18 protein-coding genes are annotated in these 14,474 nt (G+C 62.5%); 14 read left to right on the plus strand and 4 right to left on the minus strand.

Annotation, left to right across the window (positions count from 1 at the left end):
* A partial coding sequence (locus Q0O05_RS08515) for a hypothetical protein (protein ID WP_293662100.1) occupies positions 1-206 on the plus strand: 206 nt, incomplete at its 5' end.
* A 102-nt stretch (positions 207-308) separates the two neighbouring features.
* Here the strand turns inward: Q0O05_RS08515 and mnmA are convergent.
* Positions 309-1,439, minus strand: coding sequence for a tRNA 2-thiouridine(34) synthase MnmA (gene mnmA / locus Q0O05_RS08520; RefSeq protein WP_293662102.1), 1,131 nt, complete (start codon positions 1,437-1,439; stop codon positions 309-311).
* Positions 1,440-1,484: 45 nt separating this feature from the next.
* Positions 1,485-1,991 carry an NUDIX hydrolase gene (locus Q0O05_RS08525; protein ID WP_293662104.1) on the minus strand — a complete coding sequence of 169 codons (507 nt, stop codon included), beginning with the start codon at positions 1,989-1,991 and terminating at the stop codon, positions 1,485-1,487.
* Positions 1,992-2,116: 125 nt separating this feature from the next.
* On the opposite strand from Q0O05_RS08525, the gene Q0O05_RS08530 reads away from it, so the two are divergent.
* The 4 genes from Q0O05_RS08530 to Q0O05_RS08545 all read left to right on the plus strand — a co-directional run bounded on the left by Q0O05_RS08530 (position 2,117) and on the right by Q0O05_RS08545 (position 6,844).
* Positions 2,117-3,247 (plus strand): Re/Si-specific NAD(P)(+) transhydrogenase subunit alpha, encoded by a 1,131-nt coding sequence (locus Q0O05_RS08530; protein WP_293662105.1) that lies wholly within the window; start codon positions 2,117-2,119, stop codon positions 3,245-3,247.
* A 73-nt stretch (positions 3,248-3,320) separates the two neighbouring features.
* On the plus strand, positions 3,321-3,641 hold the full coding sequence (locus tag Q0O05_RS08535) for an NAD(P) transhydrogenase subunit alpha (RefSeq protein ID WP_293662107.1): 321 nt from the start codon (positions 3,321-3,323) through the stop codon (positions 3,639-3,641).
* Positions 3,638-5,074 carry an NAD(P)(+) transhydrogenase (Re/Si-specific) subunit beta gene (locus Q0O05_RS08540; RefSeq protein WP_293662109.1) on the plus strand — a complete coding sequence of 479 codons (1,437 nt, stop codon included), beginning with the start codon at positions 3,638-3,640 and terminating at the stop codon, positions 5,072-5,074. The genes Q0O05_RS08535 and Q0O05_RS08540 overlap by 4 nt, the downstream gene beginning before the upstream one ends.
* 96 nt (positions 5,075-5,170) lie before the next feature.
* The gene (locus Q0O05_RS08545) at positions 5,171-6,844 is read left to right on the plus strand and encodes a long-chain-fatty-acid--CoA ligase (protein WP_293662111.1); all 1,674 of its coding nucleotides are present in this window, start codon (positions 5,171-5,173) and stop codon (positions 6,842-6,844) included.
* A gap of 6 nt (positions 6,845-6,850) precedes the next feature.
* Here Q0O05_RS08545 and corA read toward each other — a convergent pair whose 3' ends face one another.
* On the minus strand, positions 6,851-7,840 hold the full coding sequence (corA, locus tag Q0O05_RS08550) for a magnesium/cobalt transporter CorA (protein ID WP_293662113.1): 990 nt from the start codon (positions 7,838-7,840) through the stop codon (positions 6,851-6,853).
* 197 nt (positions 7,841-8,037) lie between these two features.
* Between corA and Q0O05_RS08555 the strand changes: the two genes are divergently transcribed.
* The 4 genes from Q0O05_RS08555 (at position 8,038) to hprK (ending at position 11,280) form a co-directional block, all read left to right on the plus strand.
* Complete coding sequence (locus Q0O05_RS08555; protein ID WP_293662115.1) at positions 8,038-9,264, plus strand: MFS transporter; 1,227 nt, start codon at positions 8,038-8,040, stop codon at positions 9,262-9,264.
* Positions 9,265-9,418: 154 nt separating this feature from the next.
* On the plus strand, positions 9,419-9,748 hold the full coding sequence (raiA, locus tag Q0O05_RS08560; RefSeq protein WP_293662117.1) for a ribosome-associated translation inhibitor RaiA: 330 nt from the start codon (positions 9,419-9,421) through the stop codon (positions 9,746-9,748).
* Between the two features lie 86 nt (positions 9,749-9,834).
* The gene (locus Q0O05_RS08565; RefSeq protein WP_293662118.1) at positions 9,835-10,302 is read left to right on the plus strand and encodes a PTS sugar transporter subunit IIA; all 468 of its coding nucleotides are present in this window, start codon (positions 9,835-9,837) and stop codon (positions 10,300-10,302) included.
* Positions 10,303-10,329: 27 nt separating this feature from the next.
* On the plus strand, positions 10,330-11,280 hold the full coding sequence (hprK, locus tag Q0O05_RS08570) for an HPr(Ser) kinase/phosphatase (RefSeq protein ID WP_293662119.1): 951 nt from the start codon (positions 10,330-10,332) through the stop codon (positions 11,278-11,280).
* Here hprK and fur read toward each other — a convergent pair whose 3' ends face one another.
* Positions 11,281-11,661, minus strand: coding sequence for a ferric iron uptake transcriptional regulator (fur, locus tag Q0O05_RS08575; protein ID WP_293662129.1), 381 nt, complete (start codon positions 11,659-11,661; stop codon positions 11,281-11,283). It abuts the gene before it with no gap.
* Here fur and Q0O05_RS08580 point away from each other — a divergent pair.
* The 5 genes from Q0O05_RS08580 to Q0O05_RS08600 are packed head-to-tail and all read left to right on the plus strand — an operon-like array spanning position 11,620 to position 14,275.
* On the plus strand, positions 11,620-11,772 hold the full coding sequence (locus Q0O05_RS08580; protein WP_293662131.1) for a hypothetical protein: 153 nt from the start codon (positions 11,620-11,622) through the stop codon (positions 11,770-11,772). The genes fur and Q0O05_RS08580 overlap by 42 nt on opposite strands.
* Before the next feature lie 26 nt (positions 11,773-11,798).
* The gene (locus tag Q0O05_RS08585; RefSeq protein WP_293662121.1) at positions 11,799-12,353 is read left to right on the plus strand and encodes an outer membrane protein assembly factor BamE; all 555 of its coding nucleotides are present in this window, start codon (positions 11,799-11,801) and stop codon (positions 12,351-12,353) included.
* Positions 12,354-12,377: 24 nt separating this feature from the next.
* Complete coding sequence (gene dapB, locus Q0O05_RS08590) at positions 12,378-13,181, plus strand: 4-hydroxy-tetrahydrodipicolinate reductase (RefSeq protein ID WP_293662123.1); 804 nt, start codon at positions 12,378-12,380, stop codon at positions 13,179-13,181.
* On the plus strand, positions 13,178-13,828 hold the full coding sequence (locus tag Q0O05_RS08595; RefSeq protein ID WP_293662125.1) for a MotA/TolQ/ExbB proton channel family protein: 651 nt from the start codon (positions 13,178-13,180) through the stop codon (positions 13,826-13,828). Before dapB ends, Q0O05_RS08595 begins: the two co-directional genes overlap by 4 nt.
* The gene (locus Q0O05_RS08600) at positions 13,829-14,275 is read left to right on the plus strand and encodes a biopolymer transporter ExbD (RefSeq protein ID WP_293662127.1); all 447 of its coding nucleotides are present in this window, start codon (positions 13,829-13,831) and stop codon (positions 14,273-14,275) included.
* The last annotated feature ends 199 nt before the right edge of the window (positions 14,276-14,474 follow it).

Genomic DNA, 14,474 nt, shown 5'->3' on the forward strand with positions numbered 1-14,474 from the left:
TGGAAGTGGTGGTAGCGGCGGTCTTGTCCGGTGAAATTGCGGCAAGCAGTCCCAGCACAGTATTGCGCGACGACTTAGGCCGGGCTTTGCAAACGGCCGAGCGCGTTGCGGCCAGCCGTCTGGAGGACTTTGGGCGGGCGTTCAACGCGGAAGCTCCTCTGCCCGCACTGTCGAACGAGTTCAAATTTGTGTTGCGTCATGTATGAGGCCCAGAGCGGACTCAGGCAGCCTTGGCCCCGCCGGAGCCCATGGCCTTGTAAGACTCCGCGTTGAGATGTCGGCCCAAGCCTCCATGGTTTGCCGCGCTGTCATCCCAGCGCCGATGCCTGGTGGATGATGCCTCCGCCGAGGCAGACATCGCCGGCGTAGAGCACGGCCGATTGACCTGGCGTCACGGCCCATTGGGCCTGTGGGAACTGCAGGGCAAAGCCATCCTCGGCGCGTGGCTCAAAGTGGCAGGGCGCGTCGGCCTGGCGGTAACGGGTTTTGGCGGCGGCCAGGCCGCCAGGGGTGTTGAAAAGGGGAGGCTCTCCCGCCACCCAGCTTGCGTTGTGGGCCTCTAATTTCGTCGATTGCAGCCACGGGTGCTCGTGCCCCTGCACCACCCATAGGGTGTTGTTGGGGATGTCTTTGCGGGCCACGAACCAGGGCGTGTGCTCCCCGCCGCCGCGCTGCGCGCCTTTGGCCTTGATGCCGCCAATGCCCAGGCCCTGGCGCTGCCCCAGCGTGTAAAACGACAGCCCCACATGCTCGCCAATCGTATGGCCCTTGGGGTTTTTGATGGGCCCGGGCTCCTTGGAGATGTAGCGGTTCAAAAACTCCCGGAACGGCCGCTCGCCAATAAAGCAAATGCCGGTGGAGTCTTTCTTTTTGGCGTTGGGCAAGCCAATCTCGTCGGCAATGCGGCGCACCTCGGTTTTGTGCAGCTCGCCCACCGGAAACAAGGTCTTCGACAACTGGGCCTGGTTGAGCCGGTGCAAAAAGTAGCTCTGGTCCTTCGCGGGGTCCAGCCCTTTGAGCAGCTCATGCAGGCCGGTGGCGCCGCTCTGGCGCACCCGTGCGTAGTGGCCGGTGGCTATTTTTTCGGCGCCCAGGCGCATGGCGTGGTCCAGAAACGCCTTGAACTTGATTTCAGCGTTGCACAGGATGTCGGGGTTGGGGGTGCGGCCGGCCTGGTACTCGTGTAAAAACTCGGCAAACACGCGGTCACGGTATTCGGCAGAGAAGTTGACGTGCTCCATCTCGATGCCCAACACGTCGGCCACCGCGGCTGCGTCTACGAAGTCGATGTTGGAGGAGCAGTATTCGGTGTCGTCATCGTCTTCCCAGTTTTTCATGAAGATGCCGACCACCTCGTGGCCCGCTTTCTTCAGCAGGTAGGCGGTGACAGCAGAGTCCACGCCCCCGCTCAGCCCGACGACGATGCGTTGCTTGCTCATGGCCATGATTTTAGCCCTTGGCGCTTATGGAGTCTGCGTGAGCAGCTATGCTTTTAGGAGCATTTGCTGCGTCGCCCAGACGCTGACATCGGTCTGCACCGCTGCCAAGGGGTAGCGCTGGCCGCGCAGGTAGTCCTCCATGCACTGCAGCACCAGCGGGCTGCGGTGCCGCCCGTGGCTGGCCCGCACCTCGTCGGGCGTGAGCCACAGGGTGCGAACGATGCCCTCGTCGAGAGCCCGACCCTCCTCCAACGCGCCCACGGAGCCGCAAAACGCAAACCGGAGGTAGGTGATGTCCACCACGCCGCCGTCGCGCTGGCGCACAAAGCGCGACAGGTACACCCCGACCAGCGCAGTGGGCGTGAAAGGGTGGGCCGTTTCTTCCAGCACCTCGCGGGCGCAGCCCTGCTCCGGCGATTCGCCGGGCTCCAGATGGCCGGCGGGGTTGTTCAGGCGCAGGCCCTCGGGCGTGTGCTCTTCCACCAGCAGAAAACGGCCGCCCTGCTCGATCACGGCAGCCACGGTGACGCTGGGTTTGAATCGTTCGGTCATAGCGGATTATGTGCACCGCGCGCAACAGTCGTTCTCAAAACCGAGAAGTTCCCCCAATGGGAGAGACAAAAAACTCCTGTAAGCTAGCCGAAAGAAATTTTTTAAACCCTTCACAGGAGCGCCCCATGCACATAGGTGTACCCGCCGAAACACTGGCGGGAGAGACCCGAGTCGCCGTTACGCCCGAAACGGTAAAAAAGCTCAAAGCTCAAGGCCACACCGTTCGTGTGCAGTCCGGCGCCGGCCTGGCAGCCAGCGTCACGGACGACGCCTTCGTGTCCGCCGGTGCTGAAATCACCGACGCGGCCGGCGCGCTGGGCTGCGGCCTGGTGCTCAAGGTGCGTGCGCCTGCCGATGCCGAACTGGCGCAGATGCAGTCCGGCGCCACGCTGGTGGGCATGCTCAACCCCTTCGACGCCGACGGTCTGACCCGCTTGGCCAAGGCGGGCCTCAACAGTTACGCCCTGGAAGCGGCCCCCCGCACCACCCGCGCGCAGAGCATGGACGTGCTCTCCAGCCAGGCCAACATCGCCGGCTACAAGGCGGTGATGATGGCCGCCGACAAGTACCAGCGCTTCTTTCCCATGCTGATGACCGCGGCGGGCACGGTCAAGGCCGCACGGGTGGTCATCCTCGGTGTGGGTGTGGCCGGCCTGCAGGCCATTGCCACGGCCAAACGCCTGGGCGCGGTGATTGAAGCGTCTGACGTGCGCCCCAGCGTAAAAGAGCAGGTGGAGTCCCTGGGCGGCAAGTTCATTGACGTGCCCTACGAAACCGATGAAGAGCGCGAAGCGGCAGTGGGCGTGGGCGGCTACGCCAAGCCCATGCCGCAGAGCTGGCTGGACCGCCAAAAGGCGGAGGTTGCCAAGCGGGTGGCGCAGGCCGATGTGGTCATCAGCACCGCGCTGATTCCCGGCCGCGCAGCCCCCACACTGATTACCGAAGACATGGTCAAGTCCATGAAGCCCGGCTCGGTGATTGTGGACATCGCCGCCGGCAAAGGCCCCGGCGGCGTAGGCGGCAACTGCCCGCTCTCCGAAGCCGACAAAACCGTCATGAAGCACGGCGTCACCCTCATCGGCGAGGCCAACCTGCCGGCTCTGGTAGCGGCCGATGCCTCGTCGCTTTATGCCCGCAATGTGCTGGACTTCCTCAAGCTCGTGCTCAACAAGGAAGGCCAACTGCATGTTGATCTGGAAGACGACATCGTGGCGGCTTGTTTGATGACTCAGGGCGGAGAAGTGCGCCGCAAGTAAGCCTCGCTGCTGTCCTTACCCTACCCGGACCCGACTTTCGTCCCGTACCCATTTACTTATAAGGAGCGACACCATGGAAATGGTTTCCCCCACCGTACTGAACCTGATTATTTTTGTGCTGGCCATTTATGTGGGCTACCACGTTGTCTGGACGGTTACACCTGCGCTGCACACGCCTTTGATGGCGGTAACCAACGCGATTTCCGCCATCGTGATCGTGGGCGCCATGCTGGCGGCCGCACTCACCGAAACCACCCTCGGCAAATCCATGGGCGTGCTGGCGGTGGCGCTGGCCGCGGTGAACGTCTTCGGCGGCTTCATGGTGACCCGCCGCATGCTGGAGATGTTCAAGAAAAAAGACAAGAAAACCGCTAGCGCAGGAGCCAAAGAATGAGCCTCAACCTCGTCACCCTTCTGTATCTCTTTGCCAGCATCTGCTTTATCCAGGCGCTCAAAGGGCTCTCGCACCCCACCACCTCCATCCGCGGCAACATCTTCGGCATGCTGGGCATGGGCGTGGCGGTGTTTACGACCGGCGCGTTGATCTTCAAGCTTTCCGGACAACTCGGCCAGGACGGCATGACCGGCATGGCGTGGGTGCTGGGCGCCTTGCTGGTGGGCGGCACTGCCGGCACGGTCATGGCCAAGCGGGTAGAAATGACCAAGATGCCCGAGCTGGTAGCCTTCATGCACAGCATGATCGGCTTGGCCGCGGTGTTCATTGCCGTGGCTGCGGTGGCAGAGCCCTGGGCCTTCAGCATTGCTGAAAAAGGCGGCGCTATTCCCGGCGGCAACCGCATCGAGCTGGCGCTGGGCGCCTTCATCGGCGCCATCACCTTCAGCGGCTCGGTGATTGCGTTCGGCAAGCTCTCCGGGAAGTACAAGTTCCGCCTGTTCCAGGGCGCTCCGGTCACCTTCTCCGGTCAGCACAAGCTCAACCTGGTGCTGGGCCTGGCCTCGGTGTTTTTTGTGTTCGGCTTCTGGCACTCGGAAAGCGCGCTCGACTTCGCACTGATTCTCGCGCTGGGCTTTGTGCTGGGCGTGCTGATCATCATCCCCATTGGCGGCGCCGATATGCCGGTGGTGGTGTCCATGCTCAACAGCTACTCCGGCTGGGCCGCAGCGGGAATCGGCTTTTCGCTCAACAACAGCATGCTGATCATTGCCGGCTCGCTGGTGGGCTCATCGGGCGCTATCCTGAGTTACATCATGTGCAAGGCGATGAACCGCTCTTTCTTTAACGTGATTCTGGGCGGCTTTGGCGGCGAGGCGTCTGCCGGCCCGGCCGGTGCTGCGGTGCAGCGCTCGGTCAAGAGCGGCAGCGCAGACGACGCAGCCTTCGTGCTGGGCAATGCTGAAACCGTGGTCATCGTGCCCGGCTACGGCCTGGCGGTGGCGCGCGCGCAGCATGCGGTCAAAGAGCTGGCCGCCAAGCTCACCGAGAAGGGCATCACCGTCAAGTACGCCATCCACCCGGTGGCCGGGCGCATGCCCGGGCACATGAACGTGCTGCTCGCCGAGGCCGAAGTGCCCTACGACCAGGTGTTTGAGATGGAAGACATCAACGGCGAGTTCGGCCAGGTCGACGTGGCCATCATCCTCGGTGCCAATGATGTGGTGAACCCTGCCGCACACACCAAGGGAAGCCCCATTTACGGCATGCCGATTCTGGAGGCCTACAAGGCCAAGACCATCATCGTCAACAAGCGGTCGATGGCAGCGGGGTATGCGGGTCTGGACAACGAACTCTTCTACATGGACAAGACCATGATGGTGTTTGGCGACGCCAAAAAGGTGGTGGAAGACATGGGCAAGGCGATTGAATAGAACGCCGGAATGGGGCCCGCACCGGGGCCCTGTTTCGGGAAACGGCAAACAGGCGAAGACCTGCGATTCCACCCAAAAGTTACCGGAGACATGGACATGACAGAGCGCGTTTGGCTGGCCAGCTACCCCCCGGGGGTTCCCGCCGACATTGACGCCGACCGCTATGCCTCCCTGGTCGCCTTGCTCGACGAGAGTTTTCAGGCCCATGCCGGCAAAGTCGCCTACAGCTTTATGGGGCGCAACCAGACCTTCGCCCAGACGGATAGCCTGAGCCTGGCTCTGGCGGCTTATCTGCAGGGCCTGGGTTTGGCGCGGGGTGACCGCGTCGCCATCATGATGCCCAACGTGCCCCAGTATCCGGTGGCCGTCGCAGCCATTCTGCGTGCGGGCTTTGTGGTGGTGAATGTGAATCCGCTCTACACCGCCCGCGAGCTCGAGCATCAGCTCAAGGACTCCGGGGCCAAAGCCATTGTCATCATCGAGAACTTTGCCCACACGCTCGAGAAGTGCCTCGGCGCCACGCCGGTCAAGCACGTCGTCTTGTGCGCCATGGGCGACCGGCTCGGTCCGCTCAAGGGGGCGGTGGTGAACTACGTGGTGCGCCATGTCAAAAAGCTGGTGCCTCCCTTCAGCCTGCCCCATGCGGTGCGGTTTAACGAGGCGGTGGCTCGCGGCAGTCGCTCGCCGTTTAAGAAACCCGACATCAGGCCGCTGGATGTGGCGGTGTTGCAGTACACCGGCGGCACCACCGGCATTGCCAAGGGCGCGGTGCTGCTGCATCGCAACGTGATTGCCAACATTCTGCAGTCCGAGGCCTGGAACGCGCCGGCCATGGCCCGGGTGCCGGGGGACGAGCAGCCCACCACCGTGTGCGCGTTGCCGCTCTACCATGTGTTTGCCTTTACCGTGGGCATGATGCTGTCGCTGCGCACCGGCGGAAAGCTGATCCTGATTCCCAACCCGCGGGATATTCCCGCGGTGCTTAAGGAGTTGTCGCAGCACACCATTCATAGTTTTCCGGCGGTCAACACCCTGTTCAACGCCCTGGCCAATCACCCTGATTTCGGTACGGTCGACTGGAGCCACCTCAAGGTCTCGGTGGGCGGCGGTACCGCGGTGCAAAGCGCAGTGGCGAAGCTGTGGCTCGAGAAAACCGGCTGTCCTATTTGCGAGGGTTATGGCCTGAGCGAGACCTCGCCGACGGTGAGCTGCAACCCGGCCACGGCCATCGACTTCACCGGCAGCATCGGGCTGCCGCTACCCAGCACCTGGATGAAACTGCTCGACGACGAGGGCCGCGAGGTGAGCCCGGGCCAGAGTGGCGAAATCGCCATCAAGGGCCCGCAGGTCATGGCCGGCTACTGGCAGCGCCCTGACGAGACCGCCAAGGCCATTACGCCGGATGGCTATTTCAAGTCAGGGGACATCGGCGTGGTCGACGACAAGGGCTACTTCAGAATCGTGGACCGCAAGAAAGACATGATCCTGGTCAGTGGCTTCAATGTCTACCCGACCGAGCTCGAAGAGGTCGTCTCGCAGTTGCCCGGCGTGCTGGAGTGCGCCTGCGTCGGCATGAGCGACCCGATGACCGGCGAGGCCGTCAAATTGGTCATCGTTAAAAGAGACCCCCTCTTAAGCGAAGCTGACATCCGGCAGTTCTGCAAACAGCAGCTGACCGGCTACAAGCAGCCCAAGCAGGTGGAGTTCCGCACCGAGCTGCCCAAGACGCCGGTCGGCAAGATCCTGCGCCGCGAGCTGCGCGACAAGTAATCGGCGCTAGCGCAGCCAGCCGCGCTTGTAGAAGTACCACATGGGTACCAGCGCGCTGGCCACCATCAGGCCCACGGTGTAGGGGTAGCCCCAGCCGCCCAGGAACTCAATCTCGGGAAACTTCAGGTTCATGCCGTACACGCTGGCCACCAGCGTAGGTGGCAGCATGGCGACGCTTGCCACCGAGAAGATCTTGATGATCTTGTTCTGGTTGATGTTGATAAAGCCCACCGTGGCATCCATCAAGAAGTTGATCTTGTCAAAAAGGAACGCGGTGTGGGAGTCCAGTGAGTCGATGTCGCGCAAAATCTGGCGCGCCTGCTCGAACTGGTCCGCATTGAGCATTTTGCTGCGCATCAGAAAGCTCACCGCACGGCGGGTGTCCATCACATTGCGGCGGATGCGCCCGCTCAAGTCTTCGTGGCGGGCAATCGCGCCCAGCGCCTCGCCGGCGATGGCATCGGTCACATTGCCGGCGAGCACTTTCTTGCTCACCTTTTCCAGCTCGTCGTAAATGCCTTCGAGGGTGTCGGCGGAGTATTCGGCGTCAGCATCGAAGAGCTTGAGCAACACTTCCTGGGCGTCTTCAATCAGCCCCGGCGCGCGGCGTGCGCGCATGCGCAGCAGGCGAAAAACCGGCACGTCTTCGTCGTGGATAGAGAACAACACGCCCTTGCTCTTGAGGTTGTCGTTCACCAGATTCAAGATAAACGCCGCCCGCACGGTACGCGGCTCATCCTCGTCGGCAATCAAGAAGTCACTGCGTATGTGCACATCGCCGTTGTCCTCGGCGTAAAAGCGGGCGGACTCTTCGATGTCCTCGTCCATGGCGTCGTCCGGAATGGACAGGCCGTAGTACTGCTTGACCCAGCGCTTTTCTTCTGTGGTGGGAGACTCGAGATCGACCCAGATGGGCTGGAACCGGGACAGCTCTTCAAGCGACTCGATTTCTTCCTGAAAGAGTCGCCCGTTGGCGAGCGAAAAGATATTGAGCATGGCTCACTCCCATGTGATGTTGGCTGCGAAGGGGGATGTGGTGCTTTCAACCCCGATGCAGTGGTGGGAGTTGAAAGCTACCGACTAGGGTAGGTTTCCAAGGAGCGCTCTCCGGTAATTGCGATGGCGGAAATTATCGCACCCGATTGACTGCTAGAGTCGGCCTGCTTCGGGGACTTCTCACTGCTGATGTATTCATGACCACCACACTCACCCCCCGGCGCGAACGCTGGCTGCTCATCACGCTGGCGGGCATCCAGTTCACCAACATCCTGGACTTCATGATCATGATGCCGCTGGGGCCGGAGTTGACGACCCTGTTCCGCATCAGCGACGCGCAATTCGGTTTGCTGGTGTCGGCCTACACCCTGGCCGGCGGCGCTTCGGGCTTGCTGGCCTGCACCTATATCGATAAGTTCGATCGCAAGCACCTGATGCTGGTGCTCTACGGATGCTTTGCCCTCTCCACGCTGGCTTGCGGAATTGCGTCGAGCTATGAAGCGCTGATGGTGGCGCGCATCAGTGCAGGCGTGTTCGGCGGGGTGCTGTCGGCGCTGGGGCAGACGATTGTGGGCGACGTGATTCCCTTTGAGCGCCGTGGCCGCGCCATGGGCGTGGTGATGACATCGTTTTCAGTGTCTACGGTGGCCGGTGTGCCGCTGGGCCTGTTTCTGGCAGCGCATTTTGGCTGGCATATTCCCTTCATTCTGATTGCCGCCACCTGCGTGGTGTTTGCGGTGTTTGCCTTTTTGACCCTGCCCGCCATGCGTGCCCACTTAACGACGCAAGTGCCCGCCTCGTCATGGACGCGCATCCGCGAAGTCATGCAGGACCGCAACCACCTGCGTGCGTTTGCGTTTTCGGCGTTGATCATGTTTTCGGGCTTCACCGTCATCCCCTACATCACCATCTTCATGCAGGCCAATGTGGGCCTGCGGGCCGACGAGGTGCCATATGTGTACCTGTGCGGCGGTGTGGCGACCCTGATCACCGCACGCTGGTTCGGTAGTTTGGCGGACCGCATCGGTAAGTTTGAAACCTTCAGGGGGATTGCGCTGGTGTTCCTGCTGCCCTTGATAGGACTCACCTTGCTGGGGCCGGTGGGCTTGTGGGGTGCGCTGGCGGTGTCGACTCTCTTCTTTGTGTGTGGCAGCGGCCGCATGATTCCTGGCATGGCCATGCTGACCTCTACGGCCAACCCGGCCTTGCGCGGCACCTTCATGACCCTGAACTCCTCCGTGCAGTCGGCCGCCATGGGGCTGGCGGCTCTGGTGGGCGGGCACATCATCAGCCGCAATGCCGAAGGCCTGGTGCAGTACTACTGGGGTGCAGCCCTCTTCGGTGCCGTGGCTAGCCTGTTGGCGGTGTGGGTGGGCGGGAGCCTCAACCTCCACCATGCAGCGCCCAAGCCGCCTTCACCCTAGCGGGATTGCTGCGCTGCATTACAAAAAGACTTTGCAAGGACGCCGGAACGGGCGCATAGTGGGTTCGTAGACAGCAATTTGGTTCATGAGTGTGAGTGCCGACCACCCGCAAGGTGGAAGGCTTTTTCAACCTGAGAGCAACTGGAGGCTATTTATGAATTTGACGATCAGCGGTCACCACCTTGAAGTCACCCCCGCCCTGCGCAGTTACGTCACGTCCAAGCTGGACCGCATCATCCGGCACTTCGATCAAGTGGTCGACGTCAAGGTACTACTAACCGTTGAAAAGCAGAAAGAGAAGGAGCGGCGACAGCGAGCGGAGTGCAACATCCACGTCAAGGGCAGCGACATGTTTGCAGAAAGCGCCCATGAGGATCTGTATGCCGCGGTGGATGATCTGGTCGATAAACTGGACCGCCAGGTCATCCGGCATAAGGACCGCCTGCAAGACCATCACCACGAGGCGCCCAAGCGATTGATGTAGATGCAAGCTGTCAGCGTACAGCGCTGATCCTGCGAAAACCGCCCCGAACCGGGCGGTTTTTTTGTGTGCATAATCCGCTCCTCACTATGAACCGCCTCGCGTCCATTCTTCCTCCTTCGCAAGTGCTTGCACACGTGGACGCCACGAGCAAGAAGCGAGCATTCGAAGAGGCGGGTCTCTTGTTCGAAAACCTGCACGGCCTGGGGCGTGCGTTGGTCACAGACAGCCTTTTCTCCCGCGAGCGCCTAGGCTCCACCGGTTTAGGCCACGGAGTTGCCATCCCCCACGGACGCATCAAAGGCCTGAAGTCGCCCATGGCGGCAGTCTTTCAGCTGGCCCAGCCTATCGGCTTTGACTCGCCCGACGAAGTGCCGGTCAGCCTGCTGATTTTTTTGCTGGTCCCCGAGGCGGCCACCCAGAAGCACCTCGAGATCCTGTCGGAGATTGCCGAGTTGCTCAGTGATTCCGGCTTGCGTGAGCAGATCACCAGCTGTGGCGATGCAACCCAACTGCACAGCCTGATCGCGGGCTGGCAGTCCGCCCAGGCGGCATAAGCGCCGCCAAGCTGCCAGGGGGCCCGTGTGAAACCCACCGCAGTCAGCGCCGACGCTCTATTTGAAGAGTTTCGCGCGTACCTGCATTGGGAGTGGGTGGCGGGCTTGGGGGCCTCGGAGCGTCGTTTTGACGAGGTGGCCATCAAGGCGGCGAGTTCCGGTGCCGACCTGGTGGGCTACCTGAACTACATCCACCCCTACCGCGTCCAGATTTTGGGCGAGCGCGAAATTGGCTACATCACCAAGAGCACGTCCGAAGACTGCGCGCGCCGTATTTCCCGCATCGTGACGCTGGAGCCGCCGGTACTCGTGTTGGCCGACGGGCAGACGGCGCCCCAAGCCCTGCTGGCCATGTGCGAGCGGGCGCAGATTCCGATGTTCGCGACCAAGGAGTCCTCGGCCTTTGTTATCGACGTCCTGCGGGCCTACCTGTCCAAACACTTCGCCGACCGGCTCTCGATGCACGGCGTGTTCATGGACATCCTGGGCGTGGGCGTGCTGATCACCGGCGAGTCGGGCTTGGGCAAGAGCGAGCTGGGGCTGGAGCTGATTTCGCGGGGTAACGGGCTGGTGGCCGACGATGCGGTCGACCTCTTTCGCATCAACCAGACCACCATCGAAGGCCGTTGCCCTGAGCTGCTGCAAAACCTGCTGGAGGTGCGCGGAATCGGCCTGCTTGATATCCGGAGCATATTCGGTGAGACAGCGGTGCGCCGAAAAATGCGTCTGAAGCTGATCGTGCATCTGGTGCGCCGCGAGACGCTGGAGCGGGACTATGAGCGGATTCCTTATGAGCCGCTCACCCAGGATGTGTTGGGCATTCCGGTGCGCAAGGTGGTGATCCAGGTGGTTGCAGGGCGCAATATTGCGGTGCTGGTGGAGGCAGCCGTGCGCAATACCATCCTGCAGCTGCGCGGCATCGATACCTACCAGGAATTCGTTGAGCGGCACCGCAAGGCGATGTCCGACGACAGCTAGTCAGCCCTTGCGCTCGCGGTGCGGGCAGCCGTTCTTGGTGCAGGTGGCATAGAGGCTGAGCGCATGGTCCGAGATTGAAAACCCCTTGGCTTCGGCCACCGCAGCCTGCCGCCTTTCAATCTCGGGGTCGAAGAACTCTTCCACACGGCCACAGTCCAGACAGACCAGATGGTCGTGGTGCTGCCCCTCGTCGAGCTCATAAACCGCTTTGCCGCCCTCAAAGTGGCTGCGGCACAAGATGCCGGCCTGCTCAAATTGGGCCAGGACACGGTACACAGTGGCCAGCCCGACGTCCGAACGTTCCTGCAGTAGCAACCTGAACACATCTTCTGCCGTCATATGGCGCTGATTGCCGCGCTGGAAGACTTCCAGGATTTTCAGGCGGGGCCCGGTGGCCTTGAGGCCGGTGCTTTTGAGATCGTCGATATTGCGCATCTGCACTTTCCTCGCTGGGGCATCCACGGTGCCAACAAAGGCCAGCCGCTACAATGACGCGATCATATCGCCCTGACTTTTTCATGCCCTTCACCTCCTGCAGCAGCCTGCGAACCCTTGCCTCCACCGTGTGTTTGGTGCTGCTCTCCGGCTGCGGATCGCTGGGCTCCACGGCCGACAAATTGGCCAAGGGCATATCCCCCTACAAGATCGACATCGTTCAAGGCAACGTCGTTACCCGCGAGCAGGTGGCTTACCTGCGTCCGGGTATGCCGCGCTCTATCGCTCAGGATGTGCTGGGCACTCCCTTGCTGACCAGCGTGTTTCACGCCGACCGATGGGATTACGTTTTCACCCTGCAGCGCCAGGGCAGCGAGCCGCAGGCCCGCCGCGTGACGGTGTTTTTCGCCAAAGACGTGATCAGCCGCATCGAGGCCGATGAGCTGCCCAGCGAAACCGAGTTCGTCTCGACCCTGCGCTCCGGCGTGCGCTCCGGCCCGATGCCGCCGCTGGTCGCATCCGAAGAGGCGCTCAAGAAGTTCCCGCCGCCTCAAAAAGCGCCAGCCGCCGCGGCCCCGCAAGCACCTACGCCGGCACCGGCACCGGTGTATCCGCCGCTTGAGCCTGCCGGGCTCTGATTCCCTCCCTTTTTCTCGCAGACCATGACCCATTCCATCGCCATCGCTGGCGCATCCGGCCGCATGGGCCAGATACTGATTGACGCTGTTCGGGCCGCAGACGACTGCACCCTCACCGGCGCGTTCGATATCGCCGCAAGCCCCTCGCTGGGGCTGGATGCTGGCGCATTTTCCGGGCAGGCCACCGGCGTGTTGATCACCTCCGATGTGCGCTTGGGCCTGCAAAACAGCCGCATCCTGATTGATTTCACCCGGCCTGAAGGCACTCTCGCGCACCTGCAGGTGTGCCGAGAGCTGGGCGTGGCCGCAGTCATCGGCACCACCGGCTTTACCGAGGTGCAAAAGGCAGAAATTGCCGAGATTGCCAAGTCGATTCCCATCGTGATGGCGCCCAACATGAGCGTGGGCGTCAACGTCACCCTTAAGCTGCTTGAGATGGCGGCCAAGGCGCTGTCCACCGGCTACGACATCGAAATCATCGAGGCCCATCACCGCCACAAGGTGGATGCGCCCTCGGGCACCGCGCTGAAAATGGGCGAGGTGATTGCGTCTGCTCTGGGCCGCGACTTGAAGGACTGCGCGGTCTTCGCGCGAGAGGGCGTGACCGGCGAGCGGGATCCGTCAAGCATCGGGTTTGCCACCATCCGCGGCGGCGATATTGTGGGCGACCACACGGTGCTGTTTGCCGGCACCGGTGAGCGTATTGAGATCAGTCACAAGTCCTCCAGCCGCGCGACCTACGCGCAGGGCAGCCTGCGCGCGGTGCGCTTTCTGGCCGGCCGTGCGACGGGTCTTTACGACATGTTCGACGTGCTGGGCCTGCAATGAATCCGATGGCGCAGTTGTTTCAGGGCGATGCGGTACACACCGCGGTGGCGCTGACGCTGTTGGCCATGTCGATGGCCGCCTGGTTCGTGATTTTCTGGAAGGGCTGGATGCTGCAACGCGCCGGCGTGGACGTCGCCCGCAGCACCGCGGCGTTCTGGCAGGCCGCGGACGTGCCTTCTGCGCTGGTGCTGCTGCCGGCGTTCGACAGGGAGCGGCTGGTCTTGCCGCTGGTAGAGGCCACCCGGACCCAGGGCCCGGGCACACTGGCCGCCGCCGGCGACCGCGCCCAGCAACTGACCCGCACGCTGCGCGACGCCCTGCACGCCACCTTGCGCAAACTGCAATCCGGCCAGGTGCTGCTGGCCACCGTGGGCTCCACTTCGCCGTTCGTTGGCCTGCTGGGTACGGTGTGGGGCATTTACCATGCGCTGGGCGGCATCGGTAGCGGCGGGCAGGTCAGTATCGATAAGCTTGCCGGCCCGGTGGGCGAGGCCCTCATCATGACTGCGGCCGGCCTGGCAGTGGCCATTCCGGCGGTGCTCGCTTACAACGTCTTCGGCCGCGTGATCGGACGTATTGAGGCGGACCTCGAGGGCTTTGTGTTCGACCTGCGTGAGTTGCTGCTCAGCAGCGAGCGGACGGGCTGAGTGGCGTTCGGCCGCCTGCAGCGCAGCAATGCCGCGCCGCCCATGAGCGACATCAACATGACCCCGCTCATCGACGTGATGCTGGTGTTGCTGGTGATTTTCATCATTACCGCACCCCTGATGGTCAGCGCAGTGAAGGTGAATCTGCCTCAGGCCCAGAGTGCACAAGCGCTGAGTGCTCCGCAATTCATAGCGTTGTCCATCAATCCGGCGGGCCAGGCCTTTCTCAATGACCAGCCCCTGGACAAGATCGCGCTGGCCCGGGCATTGACCTCAGCTGCGCAGCGCAACCCCGACACCGAAGTGCGCCTGCGCGCCGATGCCACCGTACCCTACGGTCGCGTGGTGGAAGTCATGGGGCTGGCGCAAAAGGCGGGCCTGAGCCGCATCGGCTTTGTGGCCGAGCCCGAATCCGCAACACCAGCTGCGCCCCAAGCTGCCCCATAAGACCGCTTGGCGCAGCGCCTAAAATTCTCCCACGCCAGCCCAACCGGCAGCCTCTGCGCTGCCCCTGCCCCATGCAAGACAAGTACCAGCACCTCGACGTAGAACAAGCCGCCCAAGCCCATTGGTCCCAGCCCCTGTGGAATGGCCAAACCGCCTACCGGGTGAACGAAAACACCGCGGGTCCCGACGGCAATCCGAA

The sequence above is a fragment of the Rhodoferax sp. OV413 genome, from assembly GCF_945881795.1.
Lineage (GTDB): Bacteria > Pseudomonadota > Gammaproteobacteria > Burkholderiales > Burkholderiaceae_C > Allorhodoferax.

Bases quoted from the DNA above. Each gene is read 5' to 3' on its own strand.
- mnmA (WP_293662102.1), bottom strand. From the start codon at position 1,439: ATGAGCAAGCAACGCATCGTCGTCGGGCTGAGCGGGGGCGTGGACTCT.
- Q0O05_RS08525 (WP_293662104.1), bottom strand. From the start codon at position 1,991: ATGACCGAACGATTCAAACCCAGCGTCACCGTGGCTGCCGTGATCGAG.
- Q0O05_RS08530 (WP_293662105.1), top strand. From the start codon at position 2,117: ATGCACATAGGTGTACCCGCCGAAACACTGGCGGGAGAGACCCGAGTC.
- Q0O05_RS08535 (WP_293662107.1), top strand. From the start codon at position 3,321: ATGGAAATGGTTTCCCCCACCGTACTGAACCTGATTATTTTTGTGCTG.
- Q0O05_RS08540 (WP_293662109.1), top strand. From the start codon at position 3,638: ATGAGCCTCAACCTCGTCACCCTTCTGTATCTCTTTGCCAGCATCTGC.
- Q0O05_RS08545 (WP_293662111.1), top strand. From the start codon at position 5,171: ATGACAGAGCGCGTTTGGCTGGCCAGCTACCCCCCGGGGGTTCCCGCC.
- corA (WP_293662113.1), bottom strand. From the start codon at position 7,840: ATGCTCAATATCTTTTCGCTCGCCAACGGGCGACTCTTTCAGGAAGAA.
- Q0O05_RS08555 (WP_293662115.1), top strand. From the start codon at position 8,038: ATGACCACCACACTCACCCCCCGGCGCGAACGCTGGCTGCTCATCACG.
- raiA (WP_293662117.1), top strand. From the start codon at position 9,419: ATGAATTTGACGATCAGCGGTCACCACCTTGAAGTCACCCCCGCCCTG.
- Q0O05_RS08565 (WP_293662118.1), top strand. From the start codon at position 9,835: ATGAACCGCCTCGCGTCCATTCTTCCTCCTTCGCAAGTGCTTGCACAC.
- Q0O05_RS08580 (WP_293662131.1), top strand. From the start codon at position 11,620: ATGGCGCTGATTGCCGCGCTGGAAGACTTCCAGGATTTTCAGGCGGGG.
- Q0O05_RS08585 (WP_293662121.1), top strand. From the start codon at position 11,799: ATGCCCTTCACCTCCTGCAGCAGCCTGCGAACCCTTGCCTCCACCGTG.
- dapB (WP_293662123.1), top strand. From the start codon at position 12,378: ATGACCCATTCCATCGCCATCGCTGGCGCATCCGGCCGCATGGGCCAG.
- Q0O05_RS08595 (WP_293662125.1), top strand. From the start codon at position 13,178: ATGAATCCGATGGCGCAGTTGTTTCAGGGCGATGCGGTACACACCGCG.